Raw genomic sequence first — 20088 nt, 5'->3', positions numbered from 1 at the left:
CGGTGACCACCGACATCCGTACCCCCCTGGCCCAATACGCCGACCGCCTGCACGCCGTGATCGGCGACGGGCACCACGTCGCCTCCCCGCTCGGCGCGTGGCTGCTGCTGGCGCTCGCCGCACCGGCCGCCACCGGCCCGACCCGCACCGCCCTGGAGGAGACGCTCGGCACCGACGCGGAGACCGCCGCGCGGGCGGCCCACGCCCTGGTGGCCGCGCCACACCCCCTGGTGCCCTCGGCGACCGCGTTCTGGCACCGACCCGGGATCGAGACGACCGGGCTCGACGGATGGCGGGCGACCCTGCCCGCGTCGACCGCCACCGGACCGGTGCCGGAACAGGACGCCCTCGACGCGTGGGCCCGGACCCACACCCTCGACCTGATCAGGAAGTTCCCGCTGACGGTGACGCCGCAGGTGCTGCTCGTCCTGGCCAGCGCCCTGGCCACCCGGATCTCCTGGGAGGACCCGTTCGAGGTGGCGCCGGCGGGCGCGCTCGGGCCGGGCAGTTCCTGGACCGGCCGGCTGCGCCGGGTGCTGCGCAGCCCCGAGTACGGCCACCAGTGCTGGATCACCGACACCGTGCGGGCCGGCACCGTGGCCGCCCACGCCGCCACCGCCAAGCCGGCGCGGACCGCCGAGGGCACGGCCGGGCTGTCGGTGGTCTCGGTCGCGGCGGCACCCGAGGTGCCGGCCGGGGACGTCCTCGCCGCCGCCCACGAGGTGGCGGCGGCGGTCGCCACCACCTCGCCGGACCGCCTTCCGGCGGATCGGCGTTCCCTGTTCGACGTCCCGCTGGGCGACGGCCCGATCTGGACCGTGCGTGAGGAGCCGACCCGCACGAACGCGCCGGACGGCCGGGAGGAGCGGCTCACGGCCGTCCTGCCGTGCTGGTCGGCCAGGAGCCGGCACGAGCTGGCCGCCCCCGGGTCGGGCTTCCCCGCCGTCGCGGAGGTCTTCGGCGAACTGCTGGGCGCCCCGGGGCTGAAGTTCGAGGCGGCACAGGCCGCCATGGCCCGCTACGGCCGGTACGGCTTCGAGGCGGCCGCCGTCACCGGATTCGCCATGCTCGAGAGCCTTCCGCCGGAGGGGGTGGCCCGGGTGGCCGAGTTGCGCTTCGGCCACCCGTACGCCGTGGTCGCGGTCGCCACCGACAGCCGGGCCGGCGGCACGACCGGCCCGTGGCACGGCCTGCCGGTCTTCTCCGCCTGGGTCGCGAACCCGGAGGAGCTGCCGGAAACCGACGTCGCCGACCGGTAGGCGTCACCTGCCGTCGGCCACCACGGGGTCGTGCGGCTCGGCCATCGCGACGGCGATCTTGCGAGGGCCGGTGAACGGCTCCCGGCCGTGTGCGGCGGTCATGTTGTCCACGACCAGCACGTCGTCGCGCTGGTAGTCGAAGCGGACGCTGGCCGCCCGGTACGCGGCCCGCAGGTGGTCCATGACGTCGGCGGGTATCTCGCCGCCGTCGCCGTAGTACGTGTTGGCCGGCAGCCCGTCGGTGCCGAACATGGCCAGCAGCCCCTCCTGGAGGTCCTTGGCGAGGGTGCTCACGTGGAAGAACGTGGCGTGGTTGAACCAGCGCGGGGTGTCCGAGCCGGGCCGGTGGTGCACGACGTCGCGCACCGCGCGGGTACGCAGCCCGTCGGCGCCCCGCCACTCCAGCTCGATCCGGTTCGCCGCCGCGTACGCCTCGACCTCGGCCCGGTCGTCGGTGCCGAAGACGTGCTGCCACGGGGTGCCGAAGTCACCGTGGAAGTTGCGCACCAGCATCCAGCGACGGCGGACGAACTCCTCGCGTACCGTCGGATCGATCTCGGCGTACACCCGGCGGACGTCGGCCAGCGGGGTGGCGCCGCGCGTCTGCGGCGCGGTGATGCAGTAGAAGAACAACGTCAACGGCCAGCGGGCCTGGTACGAGTTCTCGTTGTGCAGGAAGATCTCCTCGTCCGGCGGGTAGTCGGTCGAGGTGTAGACCCGGCCGGCGATGGCGTGCCGGGGCGACGAACGCTCGGTGTAGACCAGCGGCTCGCCGGACAGCGCCCGTACCGCCCGGTCGAAGCCCTCGACGCCGCCGACGTCGAACCCGCGGAACAGCAGCCCGCCGTGCTCGACCAGGCCCGCCCGCAGCTCCGCGCGGCGGGCGGCGATCAGCTCGGTCAGCTCGCGGCCGTCGTTCTCGACGACGATCGGCAGCGTGGCGGTCCGGTCACTCATGCTCTCGCTCCTGTCGTCGCCGCCGTCGCCGCGGGCGGCCGCGGAACAGCGGGATGGCGGCCCGGAGGGCGGCCGTGGCGGGGCGGCTCACCCGTGGTGGCGGGTGGCCGCGTCGGTGCGGGCGGCGGTGAGGTCCGCCCGGATCACGGCGAGCAGGTCGGGCAGCCGCTCGTTGAGGAAGAAGTGCCCGCCGTCGATCTCGTGCAGGGTGAAGCCGGCGGAAGTGTGCTCCCGCCAGCCGGCGCTGTGCTCCCGGTAGACGGTGTCGTCGCCGCGCCCGCTGAACGCCACGATCGGCATCGGCAGCGGCTCCTCGGGGGTGTAGCGGTAGTCGTCCACCCGGGCGAGGTCGGCGCGCAGCAGGGGCAGCAGCAGCTCGACCAGCTCCGGGTAGTCCAGCAGCCCCGCCGGCAGTCCGCCGCCGGCCGCCAGGCGACGCAGCAGTTCGTCGTCGTCCACCCGGGACAGCCCGTCGAAGTGGCTGGGCGCGCTGATGTGCGGGGCGCGGGCGCCGCCGACGTAGAGCCGCAGCGGCAGCGGACGCCCGGCGCGGCGCAGCTCGCGGACGACCTCGAAGGCGACCCGGCCGCCCATCGAGTGGCCGTAGATCGCGTACGGGCCACGGATCCGTTCGGCGATGGCGTGCGCGACGTCGACGACCTTGAACACCGGGTTCTCGCTGATCCGGTTCTCGCGGCCGGGCAGTTGCACCGGCAGCACCTCGACGTCGGGGCCGAGCTCGTCCTGCCAGCGCCGGTAGACGGTCGCGCCCCCGCCCGCGTAGGGCAGGCAGAAGAGTTGGACCGGCGCCGGGTGCCAGCCGCCGGCGGAGAGGAACCAGGTCACCGCGCGCCTTTCGTCGAGAGGGGCCGCTCCGGTGCCGCTGGCGCCGGAACGGGTGGTGGGTCGCTCCGGCGTGCCGGAGCGACCCGAGGTGCGGCGCCCTCCGAGGCATCGGCGGGCCGACCGCGATCGGGCCGACCGCCATGCTCCAGGAGGGGCCTCATGATCTGCCTATACCTTCGGGTCGGAAGCAGCATAAGGCGCGATGCCCGCCCGCGAGGATCCGCGTGGCGGGCCGCCGCGATGGTGCGCGGGCGGTGGCGGGGTGGCCGCTCAGGCGTCGTCGGGTCGGGGGATCGGTTCGGTCATGCCGTCGAAGTCCCGGGGCAGCCGGGCCACCATGTCGCGGAACTCGTCGACGGTGACCGCCTCCCGCAGGGTGGCGAAGACGGCACCGGTTCCCGCCCGGGCGGTGGCCTCGTCCGTCCCGGCCCGCTCCCCCACCCGTCGCACGAAGTCCGCCGGACCGGGCGCGCCGGGCGGGCCGTCGCCGGAACCGGCCTCCGCGAGATAGCCGTCGAGTTCGTCGGGGAGGCGACCGGCCGCACCGCCGCTCATCCGTTCCACCATGGTCTGCAACACGGCGCGGGCGATCGTGGCGGCCTGGGCGGTGGGTAGTCCGGCGCGGCGGGACACCGCGTCGACGAAGAGGGGGAACCGCACGGCAGCCTCCTGTCGTCAGCGGTCCCACGCTTACCCGCGCCCGGCACCGGCAAACGACCCCGCCGTCCGGCCGGCCCCGGGCGCGGGGCCGTCGACGGACCTCGTATCCGCCGGCCGACCGGGGACGACCCGGCCGGGGTCAGCCGGCCGGGTCGTCGGCGAGGACGTCGAGCAGCAGCGCGGCCGTCCAGCCGAACGCCGGTGAGCCCAGCCCGACCCCGGTGTCCGGGTGGAAGTACTCGTGGCAGCCGGAGCGGGCCACCAGCTCGATCATCGAGTCGCGCAGGCCGGCCGCCAGGTCCGGGCGGCCGTGGCGCAGCAGCCCCCGGCGCACCAGCCAGTTGACGTTCATCCAGCTCGGCCCGCGCCAGTAGCGCAGCGGCTCGAAGTCCGGCGCGGTGCGGTCGTGGCTGGGCAGCGGCCGGTCCATCCGGGCGGCCAGCCCGAAGCGCGGCGAGCAGGCCTCGGCGACCAGCGTCGACACCTGCTGCGCGGGCAGGTCGGGCAGGACCAGCGGGGCCAGGCCGAGCACCGTCCGGGCCGGCACGAGGCGGTCGGCGCGCAGGTCCCGGGGGTGGAAGGTGCCGGTCGTCGGGTCGTACAGCCGGCGCACCAGGGCCTCGGTGATCCGCGCGGCGCGCTCCCGGTGCGGGCCGGGGTCGGCGCCGACCAGCGGCGCGATCCGGGCGAGGGCGTGCTCGGCGGCGCCCATGGCGGCGTTGACCAGCGGGCACTCCACCAGGAACGGGTGCCGGCCGGCGAGGTCGTCGTCGCGGTAGCGGCGCTCGCGGTAGGACGCCACGATCGCGACGTAGCGCGCGTAGTCGAGGTCCGTCGGCCGGTGCGCGACGTCGGCGTGCGCGGTGTCGTGCCGGCGGTACGCGCGCATGACGGCCGCGTCGGCGGGCACCGCCGCCATCGGCGCGTCCCAGGCGGGGCTGTTGTCCAGCCCGGACTCCCACGGGTGGACGATGCAGGCCAGCCCGCCCCCGCCGACGTCCCGGCGGGTGGCGAGGTAGCGCTGCTGGGCCACCAGCCGGGGATAGAGCCGGCGCAGCGCGGCCCGCGCCTGCTCCGAGGGGCACCGGCGGTACGCGAGCCAGGCGGCGGGCGCGTGCACGGGCGGCTGGATCAGCCCGGAGGTGGCGGCCGCCGGGGCGCCCTCGGCGAGCCCCGACTCCCAGAACTCCGGCCCGGGGAAGTACGAGCCGACCCGCAGGGCCGGGTTGAACACGATGTGCGGCACCCGCCCGTCGACCCACTGGGCGCGGAACAGGCTGGCCAGCTCGCACCAGGCGCGCTCGGGGCGGACGTGGGACCAGCCGATCGCGATGAACGCGGAGTCCCAGCTCCACTGGTGCGGGTAGAGGGTGCGCGAGGGCACCGTGTGGTCGTGTTCCCAGTTGGCGTCGAGGGTGGCGACGGCGAGGCGGCGCAGGGCCCCCCGGTCGTGGGCGCCGGCGTCGACGGCGGTGGGCGGGCCGCCGGCGGTCCCGGTGCTCACGCCGCCGCCTGCCGGGGCTGGGCGTGACGCAGCACGGCGGCGGCCTGGTGCAGGGCGCGTACGGGGTCGCCGCGCAGCCGGCACTCCAGCGCCAGCCAGCCCCGGTAGTCGAGCTCCAGCAGGGTGCGGAGCAGCGCCGGCCAGTCGAGGTGCCCGGCGCCGGGCTGGTAACGGTTGGAGTCGCTGACCTGCACGTGCCCGAGGTACGGGGCGGCGGCGCGCAGCGCCCGGTGCACGTCGTCCTCCTCGATGTTCATGTGGAAGGTGTCCGCCACCACCCGCACCGTGGGCAGCCCGACGGCCGCGCAGAGGCCGACCGCGTCGGCGAGCCGGTTGACCATGTGGTCCTCGTACCGGTTGAGCGGTTCCAGGAAGAGGGTGACCCCCTCGGTGCGGGCGTGCTCCCCCAGCTCGCCCAGGGCGTCGACGAGCACCTGCCGGTCGGCGGCGGGTGGGCGGGGCGGCTCGAACGGCGGCAGCCGCCGGGAGAACATCCCCCACGCGGCCGGGGTCATCGCGCCGACGCCGCCCAGCTCGGCCATCACGGAGAGCTGGGAGCGCAGGTTGCGTACGGCGTCGCGGGAGCGCTCGGGGTCGAAGTCGCCGATGAAGTGGTCCATCTCCACGCAGACGGTGGGCATGACCACCCCGGCGGCGCGGGCCCGGCGCAGCTCGGGCAGCCGGCGGGCGAGGCCGAGGTCGCCGGAGCCGCGCAGCTCGATCGCGTCGTAGCCGAGCGCGGTGGCGAGCGCGTACTTCTGGATCAGGTCGGTGCCCGGCAGGAGCTGTTCCTGGCAGGCCAGGGGAATCGTCATGGGAACCTCAGCACCACTTGGAGGGCGTCCGCGTCACCGCGGTCGAGCAGCGCCAGCGCGTCGGCCACCGCGCTCGCGTCGACGACGTGGCTCACGAGCGGCAGCGGGTCGACGCTGCCCTCGGCCACCAGGTCCATGAAGGTGTGTGCGACGCGGGCCCCGGTCCACCGGCCGGCCATGCCGGGCGCCGGGGTCGGCCCGGAGACCTGGGCCGCCACCAGCTGGATCCGGTTGTGGTGGAACTCCTCACCCAGGCCGAGCGCGTCGGCCTGTCCCTGGTAGAAGCCGGCGGCCACGACGCGGCCGGCGTGGGCGGTGGAGCGGATCGCCTCGTGCAGCGCCGGGTACGCCCCGGACAGTTCCAGGCAGACGTCCGCGCCCCGGCCGCCGGTGGCCCGGCGCAGCACGGCCGCGGCGGACTCGGCGCCCGCGTCGACGACGATCCGGGCGCCGAGTCGGCCGGCGTGCGCCAGCCGGGCGGGCACCCGGTCGACGGCGACCACGCGCGCGCCGGAGAGGGCGGCGAGCCGGGTGGCGAGCAGCCCGATGACGCCCTGCCCGAAGACCGCGACCCAGTCGCCCAGGTGCAGGTCGCCGGCGAGCACGGCGGTGAGGGCGATCGCCCCCGGGCGGGCGAAGACCGCCGCGAGGGGGTCCAGCCCGGCGGGCAGTGGATGCACCGTGTCGGCGGGCACGACGGCCTCGGCGCGGTGCCCCCAGATGCCCCAGACGACCTGCCCGGCCCGGCGGTCGGCCACGTCGGGCGCGACCTCGACGATCTCGCCGACCTCCTCGTAGCCGAAGCCCACCAGCGGGTACGGCACGGCGGTCTGCCGGGGCACGAACATCCGGCTGACGTCGTCCCAGTCCTTGCTCAGCCGGGGGTTGCTGCCCCGGTAGAGGGTGAGTTCCGTGCCGGCCGAGATGCCGGAGTAGCAGGTGCGGACGCGGACCCGACCGGGGCCGAGCGGGTCCGGGGGGCAGGGCTCGAGGCTGATCCGTCGGGGCCCGGCGAGTGAGACAACCCAGTTGACCATGAGTCACATCCCGGTAGCACTGGGCTCCATCGTAGGCAATAAATCGGCATATGTCTTGTAATTGATCAATCGAAGGGGTTGAATCCCATGTATACCCTTCGAGAGGAGTGCCACCGATGTCAGCACCTCCGATGCGGATACTCGCCGCCACCCTGATCATGGCAGTCACCGGGTCCACCCTGCTGGGCTGCGGAGACGAGGAATCCGACAGCGACAGCAGGAAGATCACCGTGTGGAGCCTGGAGGACGTGGCCGACCGGGTCACCGCCACCAAGGCGATCATCGCGGACTTCACCGCCAGCACCGGCATCGCCGTCGACCTCGTCACCGTCAACGAGGACCAGTTCCCCGCCCTGATCGCCACCAGCGCCGCCGCCGGCGAACTGCCCGACGTGGTCGGTTCGGTGTCGCTCGCCGGCGTGCGTACCCTCGCCGGCAACGAACTGCTGCACTCCTCGGCGAACGCGGAGGTCGTCGAGAAGCTCGGCCGGCAGACCTTCTCGCCGCGGGCCCTGGAGCTGACCGCGGACGACGGCAGGCAGCTCGCCGTGCCCAGCGACGGCTGGGGGCAGCTGCTCGTCTACCGCAAGGACCTGTTCGCCGCCGCCGGGCTGCCCGCCCCCGACACGTACGAGAGGATCGCCGCCGCCGCGACGAGGCTCAACGCCAGCGGCGTCGCCGGCGTCACGGCCGCCACCGCCCCCGGCGACGTGTTCACCCAGCAGACCTTCGAACATCTCGCGCTGGCCAACAACTGCCAGCTCACCGACGACTCCGGGGCCGTGAAGCTGGACTCCCCGGAGTGCGTCGAGGCGTTCCGGTTCTACGGCGACCTGATGCGCACCAGCTCGGTCAGGGGCGCGCAGGACGTCGACACCACCCGGGCCACCTACTTCGCCGGCAAGGCGGCCATGCTGGTCTGGTCGCCGTTCATCCTCGACGAGCTGGCCGGCCTGCGCGACGACGCCAGGCCGACCTGCCCGCAGTGCCAGGCCGACCCGGCGTTCCTCGCGAAGAACAGCGGCTTCGTCACCGCGATCAAGGGCCCGAACGGCGTCGAACCCGCCCAGTACGGCGAGATCAGCTCCTGGGCCGTGCTCGACGGCGCCGCCGCCGACCCGGCGAGGTCCTTCGTGGAGCACATGCTCGGCGACGGCTACCCGCGCTGGTTCGGCATGTCCCCCGAAGGGCGCTTCCCCGTCCGCAAGGGCACGCCGCAGGAGCCGGAGAAGTTCCTCACCGCCTGGAACACCAGCCAGGCCGGCGTCGACACCAGGAAGCCGCTCGCCGAGGTCTACGGCGAGGAGGTGCTCGCCAGCCTGCGCCGCAGCCCCGACACCTTCCAGCGGTGGGGGCTCACCCAGGGCCAGGGCAAGCTCGTCGGCGCGATCCTCGGCGAGCTGCCGGTGCCCAAGGCCCTGAACGACGTGATCGCCGGCAAGACCGACGCCGCCGCGGCCGCCGGACGGGCGAAGAAGGACGTGGAGGCGATCAAGGCGGGCGTCAATTGACCACCGCCCCACCGGACACCGGCCGCTCCCCCGCCCGGGAGCGGCCGGCCCCGGCCCGCCGCCGCAGACCGCTGACCCTGCGCCGCCGCGAGTCCCGCGCCGGGCTCGCGCTGGTCGCCCCGACCCTGCTCGTCGTGGTCGCCGTGATCGGCATCCCCATCGTCTGGACCGTCGTGCTGGCCTTCCAGCGGGTACGCCTGGCGACGCTGCGGCGTACCGGACTGTTCGGCGAGTTCACGATGGACAACGTCGAGCGGGTGCTGAACACCCCCGGCTTCGCCGACACGCTGTGGACCACACTGGTCTACGCCGTGGCCAGCACCGCCGGCTCGATCGTGCTCGGGCTGGTGGCGGCGCTGGTCGTACGCCGGCCGTTCCGGGGTCGCACCCTGGTGCGCGCGTCGATGCTGCTGCCGTACGTGGCACCGGTCGTCGCGGTCACCTTCGTCTGGCAGGTGATGCTCGACCCCCAGCTCGGCATCGTCAACGACTGGGGGCGGCGGTTCCTCGGCTGGGACACCCCGGTGCCGTTCCTGTCCCAGGAGTCGACCGCCCTGGCCACGGTCGTCGCCTTCGAGGCGTGGCGCTACTTCCCCTTCGCCTTCCTGTTCCTGCTCGCCCGGCTCCAGGCGGTCCCCGGCGAGCTGGAGGAGGCGGCCCGGGTCGACGGGGCCACGCCCACCCAGCGGTTCCGGCACATCCTGCTGCCGCAGCTGCTGCCGGTGATCGGCCTGCTGGGGGTGCTGCGGTTCATCATGACGTTCAACAAGTTCGACGACGTCTACCTGCTCACCGGCGGGGCCGCCGGCACCGAGGTGGTCAGCGTCCGGGTCTACGAGTTCCTGACCGCGCGTACGGACATCGGCGCGGCGGCGGCGCAGGCGGTCGTGCTCGCCGTGGTGCTCATCGTGTTCGTGGTGGTGTACCTGCGCTTCTTCGGCGGACGGAGGGACGGCTGATGGACCGGGACCGGATCGAGACGGTGGGCCTGCGCTGGCTGCGCCGGCTGGTGATCGCCGCGTTCCTGCTGGTCACCGTCTTTCCCTTCTACTACATGCTGGTGCTCTCGGTGCGCCCCATCGAGCGCCTGCTGCTCGACCCCGGCTCGCTGGTCGTGGGGCTGGGCGAGCTGACGTTCGACACGTACGCCGAGGTGGTGAAGGCCGTCGACGACGGCGGCCAGGGATTCCTGACCTTCATGCGCAACAGCGGCCTGGTCGCCGTCGCGGCGACGCTGCTGACGCTGGCCGTGGCGATCCCCGGCGCGTACGCGGTCGCCCGGCTGCGGTTCTTCGGCCGGCGGCAGGTCGACTTCCTCTTCCTGGCGGTCTACCTGTTCCCGTCGATCGTCATCGCCATCCCGCTCTTCGTGGTCTTCACCCGGGCCGGGCTGCGCGGCTCGCTGCTCGGCCTGGTGCTGGTCTACATCTCGCAGACCCTGCCGGTCTCGGTCTACATGCTGCGCAACTACTTCGAGACGATCCCGGTCAGCCTGGAGGAGTCGGCGGCCATCGACGGCGCCGGGCGGCTCGGCATCATCCGCCGGGTCAGCCTCCCCCTGGCGGCGCCGTCCATCATGGCCGTCGCCCTGTACGACTTCATGATCGCCTGGAACGAGTTCCTGTTCGCCCTGCTGTTCCTGGTCGACAAGCCGCACCGGTGGACGGTGTCGCTGGGGCTGGCGCAGCTCGCGGACGGCGTCGAGGTGCCCAAGACGGTGCTGATGGCCGGCTCGGTGATCCTCACCCTGCCCATCGTGATCCTCTTCTTCGCCAGCGAGCGCCTGCTCACCGAGGGGCTCACCAGCGGCGCGGAGAAGGGCTGAGGCGGCGGGCGGGGTTGCCGCGCGGTGGGCGCTGACCGAGGATGTGCCGGGTGGATGCCTCCCCCGGCGCGGTCCCCGACGACGCGCCCACGGCTGCCCCGCCCGCGGTCGGGATGCGGCTGCGCGACGTGGAGCCGGGCGACCTCGACGCGTACGTGCGGATGCGCTGCGATCCGGCCGTGATGGCGGAGCTGGGCGGGCCGCAGCCGCGTGAGCGCGTGCCCGCCCAGCTCCGGCGTGACCTCGCGACCGTCCGCGACGGTAGCGCCTGGATCAAGATGATCGTTACCGGCGGCTCCGCGCAGGTGGCGGGGACGGTGACGTTGTACTCCCACGGGAGCGTGTCCGAGATCGGCTGGATGGTCGTGCCGGAGTTCCAGGGCAGGGGCCTGGCGGGCAGAGCCGTCCGCGCCGTGCTCGCCCTGGCCCGGGCCGACGGCCGGTGGGGCCTCATCCACGCCTTCCCCGCCACGACCAACGCCGCGTCGAACGCGATCTGCCGGTCGGCCGGCTTCGCCCTCGTCGGCGAGGAGCAGACGGAATTCGCCGGCCGCCTCTTCCGCACCAACCACTGGGTCGTCGATCCGTCGGCCGGTGCTGCCGGCTCGTCGGCGGGCGGCGTCGATCCGTCGGCCGGTGCTGCCGGCTCGTCGGCGGGAGGCCCGGGCGGCGCCGTCCCGCCGGCCTGAGCGGCCACGGCTTCCCCGGCCCACGGCGCCGGCAGGGCATCGCCCCGTCCGCCCCACCCCCCGGGGAGCACCGGGGACCCGGCTACGGTGGCGGCATGGCAAACCCGACCCGTTGGCAGACCGAGACCGGTCCGGAGCACTCCCAGTGGTACATCGACCGGTTCCGCCGGCTGGCCGCCGAGGGGGCCGACCTGGCCGGCGAGGCGCGGCTGGTGGACGCGCTGGTCGCGCCCGGGTCCCGGATCCTCGACGCCGGCTGCGGCACCGGCCGGGTGGGCGCGGCGCTGGCCGCCCGGGGCCACACCGTGGTCGGGGTGGACGCCGACCCGGCGCTGGTGGAGGCCGCCCGCACCGACCACCCGGGTCCGCGCTGGCTGGTCGCCGACCTCAGCGAGCTGGACCTGGCGGCGGCCGGCGAGCCGGAGCCGTTCGACGCGGCGGTCGTGGCCGGGAACGTGCTGGCCTTCGTCGCCCCCGGCACCGAGCGGGAGGTGCTGCGCCGCGTCGCCGCCCACCTGCGCCCCGACGGCGTGCTGGCGGTCGGCTTCGGCACCGACCGGGGCTACCCGCTGACCGGGTTCGACGCCGACGCGGTGGCCGCCGGTTTGCGGCTGGAGCACCGCTTCGCCACCTGGGACCTGCGCCCGTGGCGCGACGACGCCGACTTCGCCGTCACCGTGCTGCGCCGCCCCGCCGACTGAGCCCCGCCCGGCCGCGCCCGACCGCTTCGCCCTCGCCGAGGCCACCGAGGTAGCGGCGCGACTCCGGCACCGGCCCAGCCGGGGGCGCGCTCAGGCGGGGACGCGCTCAGGCGGGGGCGCGCTCAGGCCGGGGCGCGCTCAGGCCGGGGCGGCGACGACCCGCGCGGCGGCCGGGTCGAGCGTGGCGCCGGCGGGCACCAGGGCGACCAGGCTGGCCGGCAGCCGCACCGGCCGCACGTCGCGGTAGCCGAGCGTGCCCAGCACCTCGCCGCCGGCGAGGACGTAGCGTCGGCCCAGGTCGGTGACCACGGAGACCGCGCCGCCGGTCGCACCGGGCGCCGCGACCGCCTCGACGACCGCGCCACGGCCCGGCTCCACCACGACGTGGTCGGCGCGCACCCCACCCCCGGCCGCCGGGACGGTGCGCGGCGCGGCGGCGAGGTCGGGCAGCCGTACGCCGAGGCGGACCTCCGTGACGCCACCGTCGTCACCCACCCGGGCGCAGAGCCCCGCCCCGTCGGAGACGGCCAGCCGGGGCGGCGCGGTCGGCGGGGCGGTGGGCCCCGCCGGGGACAGGTCGGGCAGCTTGGGCAGCGCCGCGAACCGCCCGAGCGTGATCGGCTCCGGCTCGCCCTGGCCGGTGCGGGCCAGCAGCAGGCCGGCCTGCAACTCGGTGATGCCGGCCAGGCCGTCCCGCAGCGCGACGGCGTACTGCCGGCCACCGCCGGAGTTGCGCACCAGGTAGACGTCGCCGATCCGCGCCCCGGACACCCGCGCGGAGCGCTCCCCCTCGGCCGGCAGGGCGAGCGGGGCGAGGTCGGCGCCGGCGGGCAGGCTGTTGAGCAGGGCCGGGGCCGCCGGGACCGCCCGGGCCCGGGTGGCCGCCAGGGCAGCCAGCACCCGGTTGGTGTCGCGCACCAGGTAGCGGCGCTGGTGCCAGACGAGGTGCAGCCCGCCGTCGGGGTGGCGCAGCAGCAGCGCGTCCTCGCCGAGGGCCCGGCCGCCGCCGGCGGTCACGCCGATCAGCAGCGCCGAGCGGGGCGTCGTCCGGTCGGCCTCGCCGGCGGCGGAGCAGACCGTCCACGGTGCGGTGGAGAGCCGGCCCCTGGCGGGCAGCGAGTCGGGGGCGTCGGCGATGCCCAGCGGCAGCCCGCGCGGCACCCCGTCGATGGCGCGCCGGGAGACGAGCACCGTCTTCGGCCGCTCGGCACCGATGATCAGCAGGGCCGAGGCGTAGTTGAGCACCGGGTGCAGCTTCTCCTCCCGGTAGACGAACCGGGCCCCGGACTCCTTCTCCACGATCACCGCGCCCGGGTCGCGCCACGTGCTGCCGCCCCCGGTGAAGAGGCCGTAGAGGGCGAAGCCGCCCAGGCCGATGGCCGCGACCAGCACGCTGGCCAGGCCGGCGCCGGCGAGCCGCCGGAACGGCGACTGCGCCGGGTCGGTCTCCCGCATCACCAGGGCGGCGACGGCCCGCTGGACGGTGAACTGGTACGAGTGCAGCTGGTCCTGCCGCGACGGCATCGCATCCCTTCCGATGGGCGGTCAGGGCACAGGATAAGCGTTGCGTCGATGCCCCGAGGACCCTGCGTGGCGGCGGCGCCGGGATTCCCGGCGCCGGACCCCGCCGGAGCGACCAGGATCACCGCGCGGACGCGGACGCCTTTCACTTGAGGGGATAGCATGGGCACGTACGGGTACCCCCCGGGGTATGCCGGGAGAGAGCGAGGAGGCGCGCGGTGAAGCTGCGACCCGAGATGACGAGCGAGGCCCTGACCCGCCTGAAGCGGGCCCGGGGTCAGCTCAACGCGGTCATCGAGATGATGGAGACCGGCCAGGACTGCCGCGAGGCGCTGACCCAGCTCGCGGCGGTGTCGAAGGCGATCGACCGGGCCGGCTTCAAGATCATCGCCTCCGGCATGCGGCACTGCACCGCCGCCCGCGAGCGGGGCGACTCCCCGGAGATGACCGAGGAGGAGCTGGAGAAGCTCTTCCTCGCCCTCGCCTGACCACCACCGGAAGAAACGCACCGCACACGTTGCGTGACAGCGACGTGTGCGGGTAGACAGATTGCACACGTCAACACCCCCGACGTGTGTCCGCCACATACCCCCCGGGGTATTTGATCCCACAAGGAGCACGGCAATGGCAGTTGAGGTGTCCGTCATCGCGACGTCCTCGCTCGGCGACCGCAGCTACCTGGCCTCCGACGGCACGGTGGCGATCGTGGTCGACCCGCAGCGCGACATCGACCGGATCCTGTACCTCGCGGGCGAGAAGGGCGTACGCGTCACCCACGTGGTGGAGACCCACATCCACAACGACTACGTCTCCGGCGGCCTGGAGCTGGCCCGGCTGACCGGCGCCCGCTACCTCGTCGCCGCGGACGACGAGGTCGACTTCGACCGGACGCCGGTCGCCGACGGCGACACGGTGCCGGTCTCCGGCGCGCTGCGGCTGCGGGTGCTCGCCACGCCGGGACACACGTTCCACCACCTGTCGTACGTGCTCGACGAGGCCGACGACTCCGGCTGGCGCCCGGTCGGCGTGTTCACCGGCGGCTCGCTGCTCTTCGGCACCACCGGGCGCACCGACCTGCTCGGCGGGGAGCACGCCCACGAACTCGCCCACCACCAGCACGCCTCGGCCCGGCGCCTGGCCGACCTGCTGCCCGACGGCGCCGAGGTGTGGCCCACCCACGGCTTCGGCAGCTTCTGCTCCGCCAGCCAGGCTGACGCGCCCGAGTCGACGATCGGCCGGGAGAAGCGGGCGAACCCCGTGCTGCGGCTCGCCGCCGACGAGTTCGTCACCGAGACCCTCGCCGGGCTCGACGCCTACCCGGCGTACTACGCCCACATGGGGGTGGCGAACCTCGCCGGCCCGGCGCCGGTGGACCTCACCCCGGTCGCCCGGGCCGACGCCGCCGAGCTGCGGGAGCGGATCGCCGCCGGCCAGTGGGTCGTCGACCTGCGCCACCGCAAGGCGTACGCCACGTCGCACCTGGCGGGCACGGTCGCCCTCGGACTCGACGGCCCGATGTCGACCTGGCTCGGCTGGCTCATCGACTGGGGCGCACCGCTCACCCTGCTGGCGGAGACCGAGGAGCAGGTCGCCGACGCCCAGCGCGAACTGGTCCGCATCGGCATCGACCGGCCGGCCGCCCAGGCCACCGGCGACCCCGACCGGTGGTCCACCGGGCCGGAACAGCTCCGCGAGCTGCGGATGGCCGACTTTCCCGCGCTGGCCGCCGCCCGGGCCGGCGACACCCCGGCGGGGCTGCCCGCCCCGGACGTGGTGCTCGACGTCCGGATGACCAACGAGTGGACCGCCGGTCACGTCGAGGGCGCCGTGCACATCCCCCTGCCCGACCTGCCCGGACGCCTCGCCGAGGTGCCCGCCGGCACCGTCTGGGTGCACTGCGGCTCCGGCTACCGGGCCACCGCCGCCGCCTCGCTGCTGGCCAACGCGGGCCGCGAGGTCGTCGTGATCGACGACAAGTTCGGCCGGGCCGGAGCCGCGGGGGTCGCCATGAGCCCCGGCGACGCCTGACCGACCTCCGCACCGCCGGCCCCGCCCCCCGCGTACGCCACCGGTCGTCCGCACGGCGACGCGCGCCCGCCGCCGATCGGCGCCGGGCCGACCCACCCTGCCCTTCCGCGGGCGATCGACCCCTGAACGAGGAGAGATGACCACTTCACCGAGCGCCCTGCCCACCCTCGACGCCGCCACGCTGCGCGAGCTGATCGACTCCGGCCGCGCTCCGCGCATGCTGGACGTGCGTACCCCCGCGGAGTTCGGGACGGCCCACGTCCCCGGCGCCCACAACGTGCCGCTCGACGTGCTCAGGGAGCACCGCGAGGAGCTGCGGCGGCACCTCGACGGGACGGTGGTGCTCATCTGCCGCTCCGGGGCCCGCGCCGCCCGGGCCGGGCAGGCCCTCGCGGGCGTCGGGCTGCCCGACCTCAGGATCCTCGACGGCGGGATGACCGCGTGGCAGGCCGCCCGGGGACCGGTCCGACGGGGCACGCCCCGCTGGGAGCTGGAGCGGCAGGTCCGCCTCGTCGCCGGCTCGATCGTCCTGCTCAGCGTCCTCGGTTCGGTGTTCGTACCCGGCCTGAAGTGGGTCGCCGGCCTCATCGGCGCCGGCCTCACCTTCGCCGCCGTCACCGACACCTGCGCGATGGGCATGCTGCTCGGCAGGCTCCCCTACAACCGCGGCGCGAGCTGCGACGTGCAGACCGTCGTCGGTCGGCTCGGAGACCACCCGACGCCCCGGCCCCTGCCGTGACCGGCAGCCTCGCGCTGACCGTCGCGCTGGCCGTCCTCATCGGGGTGAGCCTCGGCCTGCTCGGCGGCGGCGGGTCCATCCTCGCCGTACCGCTGCTGGTCTACGTGGCCGACCTGCCGGCCCGCGAGGCGATCGCCACCTCGCTGCTCGTCGTCGGGGTGACCAGTGCTGTCGGCGCGCTGCCGCACGCCCGGGCCGGCCGGGTCCGGTGGCGCACCGGCCTGCTCTTCGGGGCCGCGGGCATGGCCGGCGCGTACGGCGGCGGACGCCTCGCCGCGTTCGTCCCGCCCGCCGTCCTGCTCGCCGGCTTCGCCGTCATGATGCTCGCCACCGCGACGGCCATGCTGCGGGGCCGGCACGACCGCCCCGGGCGGCAGCGGCGTGAGCTGCCCGTGGCGCGGGTGCTCCTCGACGGCGTCGTGGTCGGACTGGTCACCGGGCTGGTCGGCGCGGGCGGCGGGTTCCTGGTGGTGCCGGCCCTCGCGCTGCTGGGCGGCCTGCCGATGCCGGTCGCGGTCGGCACCTCGCTCGTCGTCATCGCGATGAAGTCGTTCGCCGGGCTGGCCGGCTACCTGTCCACCGTCGACATCGACCCGGGCCTGGCCACCGCCGTCACCGCCGCGGCCGTGCTCGGCAGCCTGGCCGGCGGCAGGCTGGCCGGACGCGTCCGCGAGGACGTGCTGCGCCGGGCGTTCGGCTGGTTCGTGGCGGCGATGGGCGCCTTCGTGCTGGCCCAGCAGTTGCCCGAACATCTGCGGGCGGACCCGCTGCTGTGGACCGTCGCCACGACGACGGTGGCGGTGGCAGTGGTGGTCGCCGGGGTGCGACGGAGACGCCGCCGGGTCCCACCGCCCCCGGTGCCGTCTGACTCCAATACGACTGGGCAGAGACAGGACTCGATGTAAGAACTACGCTGGCGCCGGGTGGACGTTCGAGCAGGTAGTCGTCGGCCCGGGGCGCGCACGGCGCTCCCGATCCGCCCTGGGGTGAGCCCGATGCGACTGAAGGACGGGACGCCGTCATGAGCGCGTGGCGACTGGGTCCGTTACCACTGCGGCCTGCAGGCGCCACCGAACGCGAGCTGCGCCGGTTGGGCCGGCGATACGCAGTCGTCATGCGCACCACGGCGCTGAGCTGTGTGAGCGGCGCCGCGTTGTTCCAGGCGGCCCCCGACCGGCGCGTGCTGGTCGTGGGCGTGGCCACCGGGCTCGCCGCGTGGAGCGTGGTGTACGTCCGCTTCAGCTCCCGCGGGTGGCTACTGCCCGTGGACACGCTGGTGATCATGCTGCTGTGCCTGGTCCAGCGCTGGACCGTGCCGCCGGACGCGGCGGTCGACAGCACGAACTGGGTCCTCGCCGTAGTGACGGTCACGGTCATCGCACACCAGTGGCTCACGACCGCGGCCGGCGGCGTGCTGCTGACCATTGCGGTCGTGGTGGCGCATCTGGCCGGCAACGCCCTTGCCCTGCCCGAAACCTGGTCGGGCACCGTTTCGCTCGGCCTGTGGACCTTCGCGGAGGCCGGCCTGTCCAGGGTGCTGTTCCTGCTCGTGCGGGCCGGAGCCCAGCAGGCTGACCGGACCGTCGCGGCGAGCGAACGGGCCCGGCGCGATGCCACGGTCGCGGCAGCCCGACGTGCCGACGAACGGGAGCACCTGGCGGTACTGCACGACACCGCGGCAGCCACCCTGCTCGCGGTCGGCACCCGCATGGTCGACGGCACCGAGCCGTGGCTGGCCGAGCAGGCCGCCCGCGACCTGGAGATCCTAGCCGCGCAGCCGCACTTTCCCGACGGCGACACAGATCTGGTACGGCTGCTGGGCCAGGTGGCGCGGCACGCCCCGGTCGCGGTGGAGGTGCGCTCGCCGGCGGCCGTGCCGATGCCGGCGATTCGCGCCACGGCGATCAGCGCGGCGGCTCGGGAGGCGCTGACGAACGTGGCACGCCATGCCGGCGTCGACACCGCCGTACTGGTGGTGGGGCGGGCCGGGGACCGGATCCTGGTGGAGATCTCCGACCAGGGCAGGGGCTTCGCGCCGGAGCGGGTACCGCCACACCGGCGCGGGGTGTCGCAGTCCATAGCGCAACGCATGGCACGGGTCGGCGGACGAGCGATCGTGACGTCCCGTCCTGGCGCCGGCACCCGGATCTCCCTGGAGGTCCCGGATGGCTGAGCCGGTTTCCCACCTCATGGCGGGGAAGCTGCTGCGCGGCCTATGCCTGGCCACGCTGGCGATCACGGTCACCACGTTGTTCGGTCTCGCCCTGCCGTTGCTGGTCACGGGCTGGGAGACCTACAGCAACCCGGCCCGGCAGGTGCTCGCCTTCACGATCCTCACTGTGGTCGCCGTCGTGGCCGGAGTGCGAATCCTGCGGAACGAGCCGCTCGGGTGGCCGCGCTGGGTACTGGTGGCGGCGGTGATCGCGGCGGCGGCGCTGGCGACCACCGGAATTCCAGCCGCCAAACTCATGTCGGAAGAGGAATGGTCCTACGGCGTCATCGGCTGGTTCGGGATCCTGCTGCTGGTGGACCGCAGCGTCGTGGGTGCGGCCGTCTTCCTCGGCGTGTACACGGTCGCGAGCTTCGCGCAGTTGGCGCTGGTCGGGCAGCGGCACGAGACCGCCGACCTGGTGGTCGTCACCGTGATCATGTTCGGTTGCGAGTTGCCAGTCCTGGCCGGCGCCATGGCGCTGCGCGACCTCGTGGCCACCTCGTCAGCCGCCACCGCCGACGCGGAGCGGGCGCGGACTGCCGAGGTCATCGCGGAGCACCTGCATGCCGACCGCCGGCTGAGATACGCGGACCTCGCCACCACGTCCATACCGCTGCTGGACGACCTGACGACCGGTTCGGTGAACCTGGGCGACGAGCGGGCCCGCAGCGCCTACGCCGTAGCGGCGGCACGGTTACGCCGTCTGTTCGCCGAACATGACGAGGCGGCCGATCCGCTGTTACACGAGCTGCGCGCCTGTCTTGAACTGGCGGAACGCAACGGTGTCGCCGTCTACCTCGGGACGTGCGGGGAGTGGCCGACACCACCGCTGGCGGTACGTCGCGCGTTGACCGAGCCCGCGTTGCGGATCATGGCGAACGCCACTTCCGACGTACGGGTCACGGTGCTCGGGTCGACGACCGGCGTCACGGTGAGTCTCCTCGCCGACGCCGACGCCGACGCCAGCGAGCGCTCCGGCAGCGATCCAGGACCCGGTGTCGCCGTCGACAGCGGGGTGACCGTCACCCGACTCGTGGACGGGTCGAAAGTGTGGGTGGAGGCCACATGGCAACCGCAGGGCTGAACACGGTGGTGGTGATCGACGACCACCCGGCGATCATTTCCGGGATCGAGGCGTGGTGCGCCGCGGCCGAACCGCCGGTCCAGGTCATCGACTCCGGCGGAACACCGGCAGTGGCGTGGACGGATCCGGGCCTCTCCGCCGACGTCATCGTGTTCGACCTGCTACTCAAGGGGCAGGTCCCGGCGTACCCCGACCTGCGACGGCTCGTCGACGCCGGCCGTCGAGTGATCGTCTACACCATGCGGGAGGACCGCGACACCATTCTCACCTGCCTCGACCTCGGCGCGTTCACCTGCCTCGCCAAGACCGAGGGCCCCGGTCACCTGGTCCATGCGATCCGCGCGGCCGGTCAGAACCTGCCCTACACGTCCCCGTCGATGGCCCGCGCCATCAGCACGGACAGCCGGCCCGACCGGCCGCGACTCACGCCGAGGGAAACCGACGTGCTGGTCAGCTGGTTCGCCTGCGAGTCCAAGGAACTGGTGGCCCGCAAACTCGGCCTGTCCGTGCGCACGGTGAGCAGCTACATCGACCGGGTCCGCATCCGGTATGCGAACGTCGGTCGCCCGGCCTCCACCAAGGCGGCGCTGGTCGCCCGGGCCATTCAGGACGGTCTGGTCCGGCTGGAAGAGCTGTAGCGGACCCCACGCGGAGCGTGGGTCGATCGACCGTCACGGCGCCGCCCTGCTCCGCCCTAGCC

The 20088-nt window shown here is 74.4% G+C and carries 20 protein-coding genes; 13 read left to right on the top strand and 7 right to left on the bottom strand.

Going from position 1 to position 20088, the window contains the following annotated elements; all coding sequences use genetic code 11:
- The first annotated feature begins 2 nt into the window (after nt 1–2).
- Complete coding sequence (locus RM555_RS02165) at nt 3–1259, top strand: hypothetical protein (RefSeq protein WP_311410174.1); 1257 nt, start codon at nt 3–5, stop codon at nt 1257–1259.
- A gap of 3 nt (nt 1260–1262) precedes the next feature.
- Here the strand turns inward: RM555_RS02165 and RM555_RS02160 are convergent, their stop codons facing one another.
- From RM555_RS02160 to RM555_RS02135, 6 genes are all read right to left on the bottom strand, one after another.
- Nucleotides 1263–2216, bottom strand: a complete 954-nt coding sequence (locus RM555_RS02160; RefSeq protein ID WP_311410173.1) for a TauD/TfdA family dioxygenase — start codon at nt 2214–2216, stop codon at nt 1263–1265.
- Between the two features lie 87 nt (nt 2217–2303).
- On the bottom strand, nt 2304–3062 hold the full coding sequence (locus RM555_RS02155; protein ID WP_311410172.1) for a thioesterase II family protein: 759 nt from the start codon (nt 3060–3062) through the stop codon (nt 2304–2306).
- 270 nt (nt 3063–3332) lie between these two features.
- The gene (locus tag RM555_RS02150; protein WP_311410171.1) at nt 3333–3722 is read right to left on the bottom strand and encodes a DUF2267 domain-containing protein; all 390 of its coding nucleotides are present in this window, start codon (nt 3720–3722) and stop codon (nt 3333–3335) included.
- Between the two features lie 139 nt (nt 3723–3861).
- Nucleotides 3862–5226: an MGH1-like glycoside hydrolase domain-containing protein gene (locus RM555_RS02145; RefSeq protein ID WP_396888657.1), complete on the bottom strand. Its 1365-nt coding sequence runs from the start codon at nt 5224–5226 to the stop codon at nt 3862–3864.
- On the bottom strand, nt 5223–6041 hold the full coding sequence (locus RM555_RS02140; RefSeq protein ID WP_311410170.1) for a sugar phosphate isomerase/epimerase family protein: 819 nt from the start codon (nt 6039–6041) through the stop codon (nt 5223–5225). Before RM555_RS02140 ends, RM555_RS02145 begins: the two co-directional genes overlap by 4 nt.
- Nucleotides 6038–7078, bottom strand: a complete 1041-nt coding sequence (locus tag RM555_RS02135; protein WP_311410169.1) for a zinc-binding dehydrogenase — start codon at nt 7076–7078, stop codon at nt 6038–6040. The genes RM555_RS02140 and RM555_RS02135 overlap by 4 nt, the downstream gene beginning before the upstream one ends.
- A gap of 116 nt (nt 7079–7194) precedes the next feature.
- Here RM555_RS02135 and RM555_RS02130 point away from each other — a divergent pair, with 116 nt between their 5' ends.
- The 5 genes from RM555_RS02130 (at nt 7195) to RM555_RS02110 (ending at nt 11804) form a co-directional block, all read left to right on the top strand.
- Nucleotides 7195–8589 carry an ABC transporter substrate-binding protein gene (locus RM555_RS02130; RefSeq protein WP_311410168.1) on the top strand — a complete coding sequence of 465 codons (1395 nt, stop codon included), beginning with the start codon at nt 7195–7197 and terminating at the stop codon, nt 8587–8589.
- On the top strand, nt 8586–9548 hold the full coding sequence (locus tag RM555_RS02125) for a carbohydrate ABC transporter permease (RefSeq protein ID WP_151454691.1): 963 nt from the start codon (nt 8586–8588) through the stop codon (nt 9546–9548). The genes RM555_RS02130 and RM555_RS02125 overlap by 4 nt, the downstream gene beginning before the upstream one ends.
- Nucleotides 9548–10414 carry a carbohydrate ABC transporter permease gene (locus tag RM555_RS02120; RefSeq protein ID WP_132240245.1) on the top strand — a complete coding sequence of 289 codons (867 nt, stop codon included), beginning with the start codon at nt 9548–9550 and terminating at the stop codon, nt 10412–10414. The genes RM555_RS02125 and RM555_RS02120 overlap by 1 nt, the downstream gene beginning before the upstream one ends.
- A 50-nt stretch (nt 10415–10464) precedes the next feature.
- Entirely contained in the window at nt 10465–11103 is a 639-nt protein-coding gene (locus tag RM555_RS02115) for a GNAT family N-acetyltransferase (RefSeq protein WP_311410167.1), read from the top strand.
- Nucleotides 11104–11198: 95 nt separating this feature from the next.
- Nucleotides 11199–11804 carry a class I SAM-dependent methyltransferase gene (locus RM555_RS02110; RefSeq protein ID WP_311410166.1) on the top strand — a complete coding sequence of 202 codons (606 nt, stop codon included), beginning with the start codon at nt 11199–11201 and terminating at the stop codon, nt 11802–11804.
- A 138-nt stretch (nt 11805–11942) separates the two neighbouring features.
- On the opposite strand, the gene eccB is transcribed toward RM555_RS02110, so the two are convergent.
- Nucleotides 11943–13328 carry a type VII secretion protein EccB gene (eccB, locus tag RM555_RS02105; RefSeq protein WP_311410165.1) on the bottom strand — a complete coding sequence of 462 codons (1386 nt, stop codon included), beginning with the start codon at nt 13326–13328 and terminating at the stop codon, nt 11943–11945.
- 215 nt (nt 13329–13543) lie between these two features.
- Between eccB and RM555_RS02100 the strand changes: the two genes are divergently transcribed.
- The 7 genes from RM555_RS02100 to RM555_RS02070 all read left to right on the top strand — a co-directional run bounded on the left by RM555_RS02100 (nt 13544) and on the right by RM555_RS02070 (nt 20026).
- Nucleotides 13544–13813 carry a metal-sensitive transcriptional regulator gene (locus RM555_RS02100; RefSeq protein WP_089000744.1) on the top strand — a complete coding sequence of 90 codons (270 nt, stop codon included), beginning with the start codon at nt 13544–13546 and terminating at the stop codon, nt 13811–13813.
- Nucleotides 13814–13949: 136 nt separating this feature from the next.
- Nucleotides 13950–15353: an MBL fold metallo-hydrolase gene (locus RM555_RS02095; RefSeq protein ID WP_311410164.1), complete on the top strand. Its 1404-nt coding sequence runs from the start codon at nt 13950–13952 to the stop codon at nt 15351–15353.
- 136 nt (nt 15354–15489) lie between these two features.
- The gene (locus RM555_RS02090) at nt 15490–16092 is read left to right on the top strand and encodes a rhodanese-like domain-containing protein (protein ID WP_311410163.1); all 603 of its coding nucleotides are present in this window, start codon (nt 15490–15492) and stop codon (nt 16090–16092) included.
- Nucleotides 16089–16997 (top strand): sulfite exporter TauE/SafE family protein, encoded by a 909-nt coding sequence (locus RM555_RS02085; RefSeq protein ID WP_311410162.1) that lies wholly within the window; start codon nt 16089–16091, stop codon nt 16995–16997. The genes RM555_RS02090 and RM555_RS02085 overlap by 4 nt, the downstream gene beginning before the upstream one ends.
- Nucleotides 16998–17206: 209 nt before the next feature.
- Nucleotides 17207–18265, top strand: coding sequence for a sensor histidine kinase (locus RM555_RS02080; RefSeq protein ID WP_311410161.1), 1059 nt, complete (start codon nt 17207–17209; stop codon nt 18263–18265).
- Nucleotides 18258–19388: a hypothetical protein gene (locus tag RM555_RS02075; RefSeq protein WP_311410160.1), complete on the top strand. Its 1131-nt coding sequence runs from the start codon at nt 18258–18260 to the stop codon at nt 19386–19388. Before RM555_RS02080 ends, RM555_RS02075 begins: the two co-directional genes overlap by 8 nt.
- Entirely contained in the window at nt 19370–20026 is a 657-nt protein-coding gene (locus RM555_RS02070) for a response regulator transcription factor (RefSeq protein ID WP_311410159.1), read from the top strand. Before RM555_RS02075 ends, RM555_RS02070 begins: the two co-directional genes overlap by 19 nt.
- The last annotated feature ends 62 nt before the right edge of the window (nt 20027–20088 follow it).

The organism is Micromonospora reichwaldensis (assembly GCF_031845925.1).
GTDB classification, from domain to species: domain Bacteria; phylum Actinomycetota; class Actinomycetes; order Mycobacteriales; family Micromonosporaceae; genus Micromonospora; species Micromonospora reichwaldensis.
Note: the sequence above shows the minus strand (reverse complement) of the source record. Positions and strands in the feature narration are given on the sequence as shown.